12 protein-coding genes are annotated in these 13622 nt (G+C 54.4%); all 12 read left to right on the top strand.

All coding sequences use genetic code 11. The features are described from left to right. The 12 genes from mraY to sigG all read left to right on the top strand — a co-directional run bounded on the left by mraY (position 1) and on the right by sigG (position 13480). On the top strand, positions 1-966 hold the full coding sequence (mraY, locus tag C173_RS09365; RefSeq protein WP_036724278.1) for a phospho-N-acetylmuramoyl-pentapeptide-transferase: 966 nt from the start codon (positions 1-3) through the stop codon (positions 964-966). Positions 967-969: 3 nt separating this feature from the next. Then, the gene (gene murD, locus C173_RS09360) at positions 970-2391 is read left to right on the top strand and encodes a UDP-N-acetylmuramoyl-L-alanine--D-glutamate ligase (RefSeq protein WP_036724277.1); all 1422 of its coding nucleotides are present in this window, start codon (positions 970-972) and stop codon (positions 2389-2391) included. A gap of 49 nt (positions 2392-2440) precedes the next feature. Beyond that, entirely contained in the window at positions 2441-3538 is a 1098-nt protein-coding gene (spoVE, locus tag C173_RS09355; protein ID WP_036724276.1) for a stage V sporulation protein E, read from the top strand. A 5-nt stretch (positions 3539-3543) separates the two neighbouring features. Further along, positions 3544-4659, top strand: coding sequence for an undecaprenyldiphospho-muramoylpentapeptide beta-N-acetylglucosaminyltransferase (gene murG, locus C173_RS09350; RefSeq protein WP_036724274.1), 1116 nt, complete (start codon positions 3544-3546; stop codon positions 4657-4659). Positions 4660-4844: 185 nt separating this feature from the next. Next, positions 4845-6128 carry a UDP-N-acetylglucosamine 1-carboxyvinyltransferase gene (murA, locus tag C173_RS09345; protein WP_036724272.1) on the top strand — a complete coding sequence of 428 codons (1284 nt, stop codon included), beginning with the start codon at positions 4845-4847 and terminating at the stop codon, positions 6126-6128. 65 nt (positions 6129-6193) lie between these two features. After that, positions 6194-6958, top strand: coding sequence for a cell division protein FtsQ/DivIB (locus C173_RS09340; RefSeq protein ID WP_036724271.1), 765 nt, complete (start codon positions 6194-6196; stop codon positions 6956-6958). Positions 6959-7284: 326 nt separating this feature from the next. After that, positions 7285-8547 carry a cell division protein FtsA gene (gene ftsA, locus C173_RS09335; protein WP_036690197.1) on the top strand — a complete coding sequence of 421 codons (1263 nt, stop codon included), beginning with the start codon at positions 7285-7287 and terminating at the stop codon, positions 8545-8547. A gap of 63 nt (positions 8548-8610) precedes the next feature. Further along, the gene (gene ftsZ, locus C173_RS09330; protein ID WP_036724269.1) at positions 8611-9729 is read left to right on the top strand and encodes a cell division protein FtsZ; all 1119 of its coding nucleotides are present in this window, start codon (positions 8611-8613) and stop codon (positions 9727-9729) included. A gap of 125 nt (positions 9730-9854) precedes the next feature. Further along, a complete protein-coding gene (locus C173_RS09325; RefSeq protein WP_036724268.1) occupies positions 9855-10706 on the top strand; it encodes an Rpn family recombination-promoting nuclease/putative transposase in 852 nt (283 codons plus the stop codon). A 214-nt stretch (positions 10707-10920) separates the two neighbouring features. Further along, entirely contained in the window at positions 10921-11877 is a 957-nt protein-coding gene (gene spoIIGA, locus C173_RS09320; protein ID WP_036724267.1) for a sigma-E processing peptidase SpoIIGA, read from the top strand. A 19-nt stretch (positions 11878-11896) separates the two neighbouring features. After that, positions 11897-12619: an RNA polymerase sporulation sigma factor SigE gene (gene sigE, locus C173_RS09315; protein ID WP_036690190.1), complete on the top strand. Its 723-nt coding sequence runs from the start codon at positions 11897-11899 to the stop codon at positions 12617-12619. Positions 12620-12697: 78 nt separating this feature from the next. Further along, positions 12698-13480, top strand: coding sequence for an RNA polymerase sporulation sigma factor SigG (sigG, locus tag C173_RS09310; protein WP_036690188.1), 783 nt, complete (start codon positions 12698-12700; stop codon positions 13478-13480). The last annotated feature ends 142 nt before the right edge of the window (positions 13481-13622 follow it).

The raw sequence follows: 13622 nt of genomic DNA, 5'->3' as shown, positions 1-13622 counted from the left end.
ATGGATTATCAATTACTTCTGCTGACTATTGCTGTGTCCTTTATCCTTGCGGTCATTGCCGCTCCGCTGATCATACCGCTGCTGCGCCGGCTTAAGCTGGGACAGCAGGTTCGTGACGACGGGCCCCAGACCCATTTGAAAAAGGCGGGAACCCCTACCATGGGCGGCGTAATTATCATGGTCGCGTTCACGCTGTCTTTTCTGAAATTCTCGGTCATTAATTCGGATTTCTATGTACTGCTGGCCGCTACACTGGGTTATGGACTCATTGGATTTCTGGATGATTATATCAAAATTGTGTTCAAGCGCTCCCTCGGCCTTACGGCGCGCCAGAAGCTTCTGGGCCAGCTGCTGGTCGGCGTCGTGCTCAGCGTCCTGCTGATCTCGGCCGGACATAGTACGAATATCAGCGTTCCGGGAACCTCCTTCAGCTTCGACTGGGGCCCCTGGTTCTATTATCCGTTCATTGTGCTGATGATGATGGCGGTCACGAATGCAGTTAACTTCACGGACGGTGTGGATGGTCTGCTATCAGGCGTAAGCGCAATTGCGCTCGCTGCCTTCGCGGTGGTAGCCATGCAGGCAACCTCGATTGCCGCTGGTGTCTGTGCCGCTGCGATGATTGGCGCAGTGCTTGGCTTTCTCGTATTCAATGCCCATCCTGCCAAGGTGTTCATGGGTGATTTCGGCTCCTTCGGGATCGGCGGGGCGATTGGCGCGATTGCTATTGTCACCAAGACCGAGCTGCTCTTTGTGGTGATTGGCGGAGTCTTCGTGGTTGAAATGCTGTCCGTAATTATTCAGGTCGCTTCGTTTAAGACGCGCGGCAAACGGGTATTCAGAATGAGCCCGATCCATCATCACTTTGAGCTGGGCGGCTGGTCGGAGTGGCGTGTAGTCGTCTCCTTCTGGGCGGTGGGCCTCGTGCTGGCGGCAGCTGGACTATATCTCATCAAGGGGTTGTAACGAATGAAACATCCGGATCTGTACCGTGGTCAAGAGGTGGTCGTCCTGGGGCTCGCCAAAAGCGGCGTCCAGGTGGCCAAGGTGCTGCACGAACACGGCGCTGTGGTGACGGTCAATGATAAAAAGGAAAGAGATCAGAGTCCCGAAGCTTCCGAACTGGAATCTTTGGGAATTTCTGTTCTATGCGGCGGGCATCCGGAGAGCCTGATCCATGAGGGTGTTCAGCTGGTTGTGAAGAATCCGGGGATTCCTTATTCGGTCGCTCCGGTGCAGCAGGCGCTGGAGCTGGGAATTGAGGTGGTGACCGAGGTAGAGGTAGCTTATCATCTCTGCGCTGCCCCGATGATCGGCATCACCGGTTCCAACGGCAAGACCACTACAACGACCTGGGTGGGTCATATGCTGGAGGCAGCAGGGATGCGCCCCATTGTGGCCGGGAACATAGGAACGCCGCTCTCTCAGGCCGCACAGGAGGCTGACGCGGACAACTGGATGGTGGTCGAGCTAAGCAGCTTCCAGCTGAAGGGCACGGAAGCGTTCCGGCCCAAGATTGCTGCCTTGCTGAATGTCGCTGAGACCCACCTGGACTACCATGGAGGCATGGAGGATTATGTAGCCTCCAAATCCAAGCTGTTCGCCAATCAGGGACCGGAGGACACCGCTGTGCTGAACTGGGATGATCCGGTCTGCCGCGAGCTGGTGCCCTATCTGAAGGCGGGCATTCTGCCCTTCTCCATGAACGAGGAGCTGGTGCAGGGCATCTTCGTCCGCCCGTCCTACGTGGCGGATACGGCAGACGAGCTGAAGCGGGTCATTATCTACCGCGATTACACTGAGAGCGAGACCGAAATAGCCGATGTCGATTCTATCGGACTTCCCGGCCGTTTCAATGTGGGGAATGCGCTGGCTGCCTGCGGCATTGCTATTGCCGCAGGAGCGGACCCGGCGGTGCTGGGTCCGGTGCTGGCTTCCTTCCGCGGGGTGGAGCACAGGCTGGAGTATGTAACAGACAAGGCAGGGGCCGCCTATTATAACAATTCCAAGGCTACCAATTCCAAAGCTACCTCCATGGCGCTGACCTCCTTCCGGAAGCCGGTCATTCTGATTGCCGGGGGCCTGGACCGCGGCTCGGATTATATGGAGCTGCTGCCTGTCCTCGGAGAGAATGTCAAAGCCCTGGTGACGCTTGGGCAGACCCGGGACAAGCTGGCGGCTGTAGCCCGGCTGGCAGGAGTAAAGACGGTCATCTCCGTCGATAATGGGGAGAGTGCCGCTGCCGTGCTGGAGCAGGCTGTGCGGGAGGCTTCCGCCTTGGCGGAAGCTGGGGATGTAGTTCTCCTGTCCCCTGCCTGTGCCAGCTGGGATATGTTTACCTCCTATGAGGAGCGCGGGCGTATTTTTAAAGAGGCGGTGCATAACCTTTAAGTAGGGGGGTGGATAAGCCCCTACTACGGATGCAAGAGGTGTGCTCCTGATGAACAAATCCCGTCATGCGCCCGATATCTGGCTGCTGCTTCCGATACTGGCTTTACTGGCTATCGGTATGGTAATGGTATACAGTGCCGGGTCCGTTCTGGGCTTCCGCAATTATGGCGATTCGTTTTATTTTGTCAAAAGACAGATGCTGTTCGCAGGCCTGGGCCTCATCGCGATGTTCATTACGGCGAACACCGATTACCTGGTGCTGAAGAGATTCGCCCGGCCGCTCCTGCTCGTGTGCTTCGCCCTGCTGGTGCTGGTGCTGATTCCAGGCATCGGAGTGGTTCGCGGAGGTGCGCGCAGCTGGCTCGGCATCAGCTCCTTCGGCATTCAGCCCTCGGAATTCATGAAAATGGGGATGATCCTCTTCCTGGCCAAGTGGCTTGGAACCGAGGAGTACGACATCTCCAGCTTCATGCGCGGGCTGCTTCCGCCGCTGGCGCTGATCGGCTCCGCGTTCGCATTGATTATGCTTCAGCCGGATCTCGGCACAGGCACTGTCATGTTCGGCGCGGCTATGATGATGGTCTTCACAGCGGGGGCGCGGATGAAGCATCTGCTTTCCCTCGGTGCGCTGGGGCTGGCCGGGTTCGCCGGACTCATTGCCGCTGCGCCTTACCGGCTGCAGCGGATCACCGCCTTCCTGGACCCGTGGTCCGATCCGCTGGGCGCGGGTTATCAGATCATTCAGTCGCTCTACGCGGTGGGTCCCGGCGGGCTGGGCGGACTGGGCTTCGGGATGAGCCGGCAAAAATACAGCTATGTCCCGGAGCCGCAGACTGATTTTATTTTCTCCATATTGGCCGAGGAGCTGGGATTCATCGGAGGGCTGGCCGTGCTGCTGCTGTTCCTGCTGCTGATCTGGCGCGGAATGAAGGTAGCCATGAGCCTGCCGGACCGCTTCGGCAGCTATCTTGCCGTAGGAATCGTCTGTATGGTGGCGGTTCAGGTCGTCATCAACATCGGTGTGGTAATCGGCCTGATTCCGGTAACCGGCATCACGCTTCCGCTCATCAGCTATGGCGGCTCATCGCTCACCCTGATGCTCACAGCTCTTGGCATTCTGCTTAATTTATCCCGTTATGCGAGGTGAAAGACATGCGTATTGTACTTAGCGGCGGCGGCACAGGAGGACATATCTATCCTGCCGTAGCCGTAGCCAGACAACTGGAATCCGAAGATGCGGATTCTGTCTTCCTGTATATAGGAGGCAAGCGAGGTCTGGAGAGCAAGCTGGTTCCCCAGGAGAATCTGCCTTTCCAGTCCATTGATATTACAGGCTTCCGCCGCAAGCTGTCGATGGATAATGTGAAGACGGTCATGCGGTTCCTGAAGGGGGTCAAAGCCTCCAAAGCTATGTTGCGCGAGTTCAAGCCTGATGTGGTTGTCGGCACCGGGGGTTATGTCTGCGGACCTGTGGTGTATGCAGCCTCCCGGCTAGGCATCCCGACGCTGATCCATGAACAGAACGCGATTCCGGGACTGACCAACCGCTTTCTCAGCCGGTATGCCAGCACGGTCGCGGTGAGCTTTGAAGGCACAGAGCCGGCTTTTCCCGGGGCCAAGAATGTAATCTATACAGGCAATCCCCGGGCCACTACGGTCATGACGGCTAATCCGCAACGCGGCTTCGCTTCACTCGGTATCCCCGAAGGAAGCACGGTGGTACTGGTTGTGGGAGGAAGCGGGGGAGCCAAGGCGATTAACCGTGCCATGATTGAAATGGCACCCTTTGTGGGTAAGGGTAATGGTGTTCACTATGTGTATGTCACCGGAGAGTCTTACTTCGAGGATACCCGCAAAGCAGTACGCGAGCAGCTGGGCGGTATTCCGAACTGGCTGCATGTCCTCCCTTACATTCACAATATGCCTGAGGTGCTGGCCTGCACTTCCCTGATCGTGAACCGGGCAGGCGCCTCTTTTCTCGCAGAGATTACCGCGCTTGGCATACCCTCTGTCCTCATTCCGTCTCCCAATGTAACGAACAATCATCAGGAAGCCAACGCCAGAGCGCTGGAAGGTGAAGGTGCGGCAGTGGTACTGCTGGAGAAGGACTTAAGCGGCGAGGCACTGTTCACAGCGGTTCAGAAGATCATCGGAGCGGATACGCTGCGTCACAGCATGTCGGAGGCCTCTAGACGCCTCGGTAAAAGAGATTCCGCCTCCCTGGTTGTCAGCGAGCTCCGCAGGCTGGCTGCAGGACGGGGACGCTAGAATCCGGGCTGACATTGTCACACACACGGAGCTCCGAACATAGGATGATCCTATAATCGTGACAATCACCCAGAGCGCTTCTTGATGTCTGAGATTCGGAAACGGAGTTCGTTCCGGCCGATTCTGCAGGACCGTGGTGCAGGAAGTGCTTACGGTGGGTGAGCGGTAATCTCGGAGGTGATACATTGGACAAATTGGTGATTGAGGGCGGAAACCCCCTGTCAGGCACCATACGTATCCATGGAGCAAAAAATGCGGCACTGCCGATTCTGGCAGCCAGCCTGCTGGCCGAAGGAGTTCACTCACTGCATAATGTGCCGAAGCTGCTGGACATCGAAACGATGCTGCATATTCTGCAGCGGCTGGGCTGCAGGACAGTACATGAAGAGGAGACGGTCACCGTCGATACGTCCTTTCTCCTGACCTCTCATGTTCCGGAGGACCTGATGCGGCAGATGAGATCCTCCATATTCCTGATGGGCCCGCTTTTGGCCAAGTTCGGGGAAGTGACGATCTATCAGCCGGGGGGCTGTGCCATCGGGGAGCGCAAGATCGACCTCCACCTGCAGGGCCTGAAGCTGCTCGGGGCAGAGATTGAGGAGACGGGCGGCCGGATCTGCTGCCGGGCTGCTAGCTTGAGAGGCTGTGATATCCATCTGGATTATCCCAGCGTGGGCGCCACGGAGAATATCATGATGGCCGCCGCCATGGCAGAGGGCACGACCACCGTCTCCGGGGCAGCGAGAGAGCCGGAAATCCAGGACCTGCAGAACTTCCTCAATGCGATGGGGGCACAGATTATCGGCGCAGGGACGGATACGATCACCATTCAGGGTGTCCGCAAGCTCCATGCCTGCAGCTATGAGGTGATCCCCGACCGGATTGTTGCCGGAACCGTGATGATCGCCGCCGCCGCCACGCGGGGCAATGTGACGCTGACACACACCAATGCAGGACATTTGACCTCCCTGATCCACATCCTGAGGCGCGCCGGTGTTCAAATTACAGTGTGCAATGATATAATTAATATCAGCTGTATGGGACGTCCCCGTGCGGTTGAGCGAATTGTTACCTCTCCGTATCCGTCCTTTCCTACGGACCTGCAGTCTCAGGTTATGGTTCTATTGTCCCTGGCGGAAGGATTCAGTGTGATTAAAGAAACGGTCTTCGAAGGGCGCTTCAAGCATGTGGAGGAGATGGCCCGGATGGGAGCCGATATCTCCATTGATCTGAACAGGGCATTCATACGCGGCGTTAAGAGGTTGTATGGGGCAACGGTTGAGGCTACTGACCTGCGGGCAGGAGCAGCCCTTGTAATCGCCGGGCTGGCTGCTCAGGGAACGACTATTGTAGAGCAGGCGCATCATATTGACCGGGGATATGACGGCATCGAATTATTGTTTCAAAAGCTGGGGGCGCGCATTAGCCGCAAGGTGCCGGTGCCTGACCCGCTGGATTTGGCCAATTAAAGCTCCCTGTCTCCTTCGGCGTAGCCGTGAGGAAGGAGACAGGGCCTTATTACGGAGATATGAGAATGCCAAAAACGCGAATACCTCTTTTGAAAGAGGACAAGCCTAGCAAGAGAAAAAACCGTAAAATCATCATCATCCTGGCACTGCTGTTTACTGCGCTGCTGGCTGTAATCTTCTTCCGTTCGTCGATCAGCAAGATTACAGCCATTGAAATGCAGGGGGATAAATATACGTCCCGTGAGCAGCTGCTGGCTGCAAGCGGCCTGAAGATCGGAGGACAGTTCTTCGCAGTCTCCGGAGATTCCGTGGGGGAGGCACTGGAGAAGCTGAATACGGTTCAGGAGGCGCAGGTCAGCAAGAAGTTCCCCGGTGTGGTTACGATCACTGTGAAGGAGTACCCGGCGGTTGCTTATGAACTGGACCAGGCAGGCGTGCTGGAGGCTATTCTGTCAAGCGGAGCCGCCGTCTCTGTGACGGATACCGGAATTGCTGTAGAGAAGCCGATATTGACTAACTGGAAGGCTGACGATCCTTATAAGACCAAGCTGTGCCAGGCGCTGGCCGGCATTCCGAATGAGCTGACCAGTGATATATCGGAGATTGTACCTTCTCCGACGTTATCTTTTCCTGACCGGATCAAGCTCTACACACGTTCACGCTTTGAGGTCATAACGGCCATTTCACTGCTGAAGGATAAAGTAGGCTATTTGAATCAGGTGATTCAGACGGAGGAGCCGGGACTGATCAAAATGCTGGAGGCTGATTCCTATGTTCCCTTCCATTCTGAAGCTGGGGACACCGGAGAAGACGCAGATGCACAAGAGTAAATAGTCCCTACTAATAGAGCGGAATAAATGCTACAATCTGTTTTACGGGTAATAAGCAATATCCCTCTTTTTTCTGCGGATTTTTTGAGATGCAATCCAGGATATAGCCGCTGTTCTCTTGTTTTTCTTATTTGAATGTCAGGTGCTGATCCCGCTAAGCGGAGAGCGTCTGCCTGCACGTGAATACCTTGTCATATTATTCCTCTCAAAAAATTTGTTGAAAAAAGAGGGAAAGGATTAGGGATGTTGAATATGTACAGAGATGTTTCCCGCGACCGGGATCAAAGACATGTTTATTATGATTATAACAGGAGGTGCCATAGGGCTTGAGCAACAATGACATCATTGTTAGTTTGGACATCGGTACATCCAAAGTTCGGGCAATAATCGGGGAAGTTACTAGTGGAACCTTCAATATTATTGGCGTTGGATCTGCTGATTCGGAAGGGATACGCAAGGGTGCGATTGTAGACATCGATCAGACTGTGCAATCGATCAGGAGTGCCGTAGAGCATGCGGAGCAAATGGTCGGTATTCAAATATCCGAGGTGTATGTCGGCATATCCGGCAATCATATCGGCCTGCAATCCAGCCACGGCGTAGTTGCCGTTCAGAATGAGGACCGTGAGATCGGCGAAGATGACATCGACCGCGTAATCAAGGCAGCGGAGGTTATTGCACTCCCGCCGGAACGCGAGGTCATTGATGTTGTCGCCAAGCAGTATATCGTCGACGGCCTAGAAGGCATTCAGGACCCGCGCGGAATGATTGGCGTCCGCCTGGAAGTGGAGGCCACGATCATTACCGGTGCCAAAACCCCCATACATAATCTGCTCCGCTGCGTGGAGAAATCAGGTCTGAAGGTTAAAGATCTTGTCCTTATGTCTCTCGGGGCTGGCGGATTAGCGCTCTCCAAAGATGAGAAATCGATGGGTGCTGTACTGGTGGATATAGGTGCCGGACAAGCCACGATAGCCGTATATGAAGAAGGTTCCCTTAGTGCAACCTCCACGATTCCGATCGGAGGAGAATTCATAACCAATGATATTGCGTATGGACTTCGGACACTTACCGACCAGGCCGAGAAGGTCAAGCTGAAATACGGCTGTGCCTGGATCGACGATGCCGCTTCGGAGGTCGTCTTCAAGGTCCTGCGTATCGGCAGCAATGTAGAGAAGGAATTCAACCAGGAAGATCTGGCTGCGATTATCGAGCCGAGAGTCCAGGAAATCTTCCACCTGATCCGCCAGGAAGTGAAGCGGCTTGGTTATACGGAGCTCCCGGGAGGTTATATACTTACGGGTGGCACAGTATCGATGCCTGGGGTGCTTAAGGTAGCCCAGAACGAGCTGGCAGCCTCCGTACGGATCGCTGTTCCGGATTATATTGGAGTACGCGACCCCGGCTTCACCGGCGGCGTAGGCATTCTTCATAATGTGGTACGTAACTACCGCGGACGGAGCAGCGGCGGAAGTGCCAACAAGAAGACCGTTAACCGCAGCAAGCAGAGCGCAGCGCCGGTTCAGGATTCTTCCAAGAAGCCGGGTCTGGTGGAACGACTAAAGAATATGTTTAGCGAGTTCATATAAGTGTAATCCAGATATACTTGGACTGGCCATCCAAGCACTACTCGAGGGGGAGATGGAAACAATATGTTGGAATTTGATTTTGAAATGGAGAGTTTGGCGCAAATAAAAGTCATCGGCGTCGGCGGCGGCGGAAGCAACGCTGTGAACCGGATGATTGAAAATGGCGTTCAGGGTGTTGAGTTCATCACGGTTAATACAGACGCCCAAGCGCTGCATATGGCCAAATCGGAGCATAAATTACAAATCGGAGATAAATTGACCCGCGGACTTGGCGCAGGAGCGAATCCTGAGGTCGGCAAGAAGGCGGCAGAGGAATCCCGCGATCTGATCTCGAATACGCTGAAGGGCGCGGATATGGTCTTCGTTACCGCAGGCATGGGCGGCGGTACCGGAACAGGCGCAGCGCCTGTCATTGCCGAAATCGCCAGAGAATGCGGAGCATTGACGGTAGGCGTCGTGACCCGCCCGTTCACTTTTGAAGGCAGAAAACGTGCCAACCAGGCAGAGCTTGGAATCGAAGCGCTCAAGGAAAAGGTTGATACGCTGATTGTGATTCCGAATGACCGCCTCCTGGAAATTGTGGATAAGAAGACTCCAATGCTCGAAGCCTTCCGTGAAGCGGACAATGTACTCCGTCAGGCGGTACAAGGCATCTCCGACCTTATTCAGGTTCCCGGCCTGATCAACCTTGACTTTGCCGATGTAAAGACGATTATGACGGAGCGCGGTTCAGCGCTTATGGGCATCGGGATTGCCACCGGCGAGAACCGGGCATCTGAGGCGGCCCGCAAGGCGATTATGAGCCCGCTGCTTGAAACCTCCATCGAAGGTGCGCGCGGCGTCATTATGAATATTACAGGCGGCTCTAACCTCTCCCTGTACGAAGTGAATGAAGCCGCCGAGATTGTTACCTCTGCTTCGGACCCTGAAGTGAATATGATCTTCGGTGCCATTATCGAAGAGAGCATGAAGGACGAGATCAAGGTTACGGTTATTGCGACCGGTTTTGAACACAAGCCTTCTCCCATAGCTCCTGTACGCCGTCCTGCGGCAAACAGCGAACCATCTGCTGATAATAAGAGCAAGAGTGAGAATCTTCGTCCATTCGGGAATCAGACAAGCTCTGATCAGCTGGATATTCCGACCTTCCTGCGCAACCGGACACGCGGCAATAATGATTAAGAGCCATTAATAGCGATTATAGCTTTGACTGTTACGGAAGCACCGTATCACGCAGCTTTGAACTGCGGGGTATGGTGTTTTTTTGCTTTTCAGGCTGTATAATAACGTTAACGGGAGACGATACCATGGAAATGCTGGACCCCCGGGTGGATTTTGTATTTAAGCGGATATTTGCAAGCGAGGGCAACAAGGATGTACTGCTCGCTTTTCTGAACCGGATATTCTTGGATGCGGGCGATCTTCCGCTGGAGGAAGTAGTGCTGCTTAATCCTTATACGGATAAGGATGATCCGCTGGATAAGCAGGCGATATTTGATATATGGGCGAAGACGGTTGACGGCAAGCTAATCAACATCGAGATGCAGCTTTTCAACAAATATGATATTGAGAAACGCACGTTGTATTATTGGAGCAAACGGTATGCCGGCCAGCTTCAGGTCAACGGCAAATATATTGATCTCAAGAAGTGCGTGACGATCAACATTCTGAATTATAAGGTGCTGCCCAATGAACATACCCATAGTGTATTTCATTTGCGGGAGGACAGCAGCGGAGCGCCGCTGACAGACGATATCGAGATTCATTTCCTGGAGCTGCCCAAGTTGAACCAGCCGCTTATACCCGGCGAGGGCGGCCTTGTGAACTGGCTGTTATTTCTAAAAGGGATTGACTACTCTGATTGGGAGGTGCTGCAAATGAACGAGCCAGCCTTGAAGAAGGCGATGGAGACGCTGGAATTTCTGAGCCAGGATTCAGAAGCCCGCCGTAAATATGAGGACCGCCAGAAGTTTCTGATGGACGAAGCCTCGCAGCGGGATGGTGCGCTGCGCGAAGGCTTCGCTAAGGGAACTGCGGCGGGTGAACTAGAGGCCAAGCGGGTAATAGCAAAGAATCTCCTGTCTATGGGAATGGATTATTCTTCAGTGCAGAAGGCAACCGGACTCTCCGAAGAAGAGTTGAAATCTATCAACAATTAAATACGATACGCATGAAGCCAGCCGCTTAAGGCTGGCTTTTGTTGTGCGCTGAAGTTCCTCTCAAGGCCCATAACTCGACAAAAAAACTGCAAGAACGCCCCCCATGTTTAGACAGACTTTGGATGCGGGAGTTTCTATACTAATCTTATCGTCTAAAAAGAGAGCCTGCACCCCGGCCTCCGGATAGATATCCGCTTGCAGGCAGGTGAGAGCGATGGTTGTGTATATTGACTTGATTTTTGCCGCCAATCTGCTGATCGACGGAGTCCTGCTGTGGCTGACAAGCTGGCTGGTGAAGCACAAGGTATCCTGGTGGCGCCTGACTCTCTCAGCGCTGGCGGGTGCACTCTATGTCGTCATGATGTTCGTACCGGAGCTGTCCTTTCTGTATACCTTTCTCGTCAAATTCGGTTTATCGGTTTTGATGATCTGGATAGCCTTTGGATTTAGAAGTCTGCAAAGCTATCTTCGGGCATTTGGGGCGTTTTATATCATTAATTTTGCGGCGGCGGGAGGGATCATAGGCGTTCATTATCTGCTGCAAAGCTCTGGTGACCTCTGGAAGGGCATGATCTTCACCTCATCGGGAGGCCAAGCTTACCGGCTGAAGATCGGGTTCTGGTTCGTGCTTGCCCTGCTTCCGCTGGTGCTGCTGCTCTTCAAGCTGATCCAGTCCTCCCGCCGGCACAGAGAGCAGCTGGATTCCTATATCGGCGAAGTGACGGTGGAGATCGACGGAGTGTCGGTTACCTGCCCCGGACTGCTGGATACCGGGAACCGGCTCAGCGATCCGCTGACGAGGATTCCGGTGATGGTGATGGAAGCCTCGCTGTGGGAGGGCCATTTGCCGGCTTCCTGGAAAGGGAGGCTGACCCAGACGGGTGCAGATACACTTGTACTGGAAACGGACGGGCAGTCGTTCGCCTGGCAGGACAGAGTGCGGCTGGTGCCGTACAGAGGCGTCAACCGCGGGGCATCCTTCATGCTCGCGCTGAAGCCGGATAAGGTGAGGATAGAGCTTGGCGGTGATACCTTTTGCAGCACAAGGGTACTCATCGGGCTGGATGGCGGGACACTGTCGGGAGACGGCGCGTACCGGGCGGTCATACATCCTGACCTGACCCATAAAGAGAGTGCTCCAGAAGCACCGGCTGACAAGGTGATGGGCTAAGTAACCTATAGGAGGAACAATAATGGTCAAATTCAAGCTTGTGCTGCAACTGCAGTATTACCGCATGCTGTTTCTGCTCGGTCTGAAGAGCCAGGAGATTTATTATATCGGGGGAAGTGAAGCGCTGCCGCCGCCGCTGACACGCGAGGAGGAGGAATTTCTGCTCCAGCGGCTCTCCAGCGGGGATGCGGCCGTCCGGGCCATGCTGATTGAGCGCAACCTGCGGCTGGTGGTCTACATCGCCCGGAAATTCGAGAACACCGGCATTAACATCGAGGATCTGGTATCTATTGGCGCGATTGGACTCATTAAGGCGGTCAACACCTTTGATCCGGAGAAAAAAATCAAGCTGGCCACCTACGCCTCGCGCTGCATCGAGAATGAGATTCTGATGTATCTGCGGCGGAACAGTAAGACCAGAAGCGAGGTTTCTTTTGATGAACCGCTGAATATTGACTGGGACGGCAACGAGCTGCTGCTCTCGGATGTGCTGGGCACGGAGAACGATACCATCTACCGGAACATCGAAGAGCAGGTGGACCGTAAGCTGCTGCAGAAGGCGCTGGAGAAGCTCAGCGAGCGGGAACGGCTGATTATGGAGCTGCGGTTCGGACTGCGGGGCGGCGAGGAAAAAACGCAAAAGGATGTGGCCGATCTGCTGGGCATCTCCCAATCCTATATTTCGCGCCTGGAGAAACGAATTATCAAGCGGCTGCGCAAGGAGTTCAACAAGATGGTGTAAGTGATGAAAGCTGAGGAATAAAATGCCGGACCGGGGAGATAATGTACAGTAATGTTTCTCCTTGGGAGGTTAATCATCATGACCCGAAATAAAGTCGAGATTTGCGGTGTGGACACCGCCAAGCTGCCTGTTCTCACGAACGTGGAAATGCGGGCATTGTTCACTTCGCTGCAGCAGCAGGGCGAGCGATCCGCCAGAGAGAAATTGGTAAATGGCAACCTCAGGCTTGTGCTAAGCGTGATTCAAAGGTTCAATAATCGTGGAGAGTTCGTGGATGATTTGTTTCAGGTAGGCTGCATCGGACTCATGAAAGCCATCGATAATTTCGATTTATCGCAGAATGTCAAGTTCTCCACCTATGCGGTGCCGATGATCATCGGAGAGATCCGCCGCTACTTGCGGGATAACAACCCGATCCGGGTATCCCGCTCCCTGCGCGACATTGCCTATAAGGCGCTGCAGGTGCGTGACAGCCTGACGAACCAGAATTCGCGGGAGCCGACGATCTTCGAAATATCTGAAGCGCTCGGCGTTCCGAAGGAGGATGTTGTCTTCGCCCTTGATGCGATTCAGGACCCGGTATCCCTGTTCGAGCCGATCTATCATGACGGCGGGGACCCGATCTATGTGATGGATCAGATCAGTGACGACAAGAATAAGGATGTCTCGTGGATTGAGGAGATTGCACTCCGGGAGGCCATGCAGCGGCTGGGGCAGCGGGAGAAACGCATTCTGTCGATGCGCTTCTTCGAAGGCAAGACCCAGATGGAGGTCGCCGACGAGATTGGCATCTCACAGGCCCAGGTCTCACGGCTTGAGAAATCAGCGATCCAGCAAATGCAAAAGCATGTAAAGTCCTGACCACAATCTATAAATGAGCGGAGGATATTCCGGATGGCGGCAACTAGCGGCTAGCCGGAATATCCTTTTATATATCCGTGGCGCTGAGGCTCTGGAATACAGTCATGCGGCCAAGCCCTAAGGACATATACTGAAGCTATAG

The organism is Paenibacillus sp. FSL R7-277, from assembly GCF_000517965.1.
Lineage (GTDB): Bacteria > Bacillota > Bacilli > Paenibacillales > Paenibacillaceae > Paenibacillus_AQ > Paenibacillus_AQ silagei.
The sequence above is the reverse complement of the archived record's forward strand: the minus strand, read 5'-3'. Positions and strand labels throughout refer to the sequence as shown.

What these genes read in the sequence shown, in the direction of transcription:
- ftsZ (WP_036724269.1), top strand. Translation starts at nt 8,611, where the DNA reads ATGTTGGAATTTGATTTTGAAATGGAGAGTTTGGCGCAAATAAAAGTC.
- spoIIGA (WP_036724267.1), top strand. Translation starts at nt 10,921, where the DNA reads ATGGTTGTGTATATTGACTTGATTTTTGCCGCCAATCTGCTGATCGAC.
- murD (WP_036724277.1), top strand. Translation starts at nt 970, where the DNA reads ATGAAACATCCGGATCTGTACCGTGGTCAAGAGGTGGTCGTCCTGGGG.
- murG (WP_036724274.1), top strand. Translation starts at nt 3,544, where the DNA reads ATGCGTATTGTACTTAGCGGCGGCGGCACAGGAGGACATATCTATCCT.
- spoVE (WP_036724276.1), top strand. Translation starts at nt 2,441, where the DNA reads ATGAACAAATCCCGTCATGCGCCCGATATCTGGCTGCTGCTTCCGATA.
- C173_RS09340 (WP_036724271.1), top strand. Translation starts at nt 6,194, where the DNA reads ATGCCAAAAACGCGAATACCTCTTTTGAAAGAGGACAAGCCTAGCAAG.
- mraY (WP_036724278.1), top strand. Translation starts at nt 1, where the DNA reads ATGGATTATCAATTACTTCTGCTGACTATTGCTGTGTCCTTTATCCTT.
- C173_RS09325 (WP_036724268.1), top strand. Translation starts at nt 9,855, where the DNA reads ATGGAAATGCTGGACCCCCGGGTGGATTTTGTATTTAAGCGGATATTT.
- sigG (WP_036690188.1), top strand. Translation starts at nt 12,698, where the DNA reads ATGACCCGAAATAAAGTCGAGATTTGCGGTGTGGACACCGCCAAGCTG.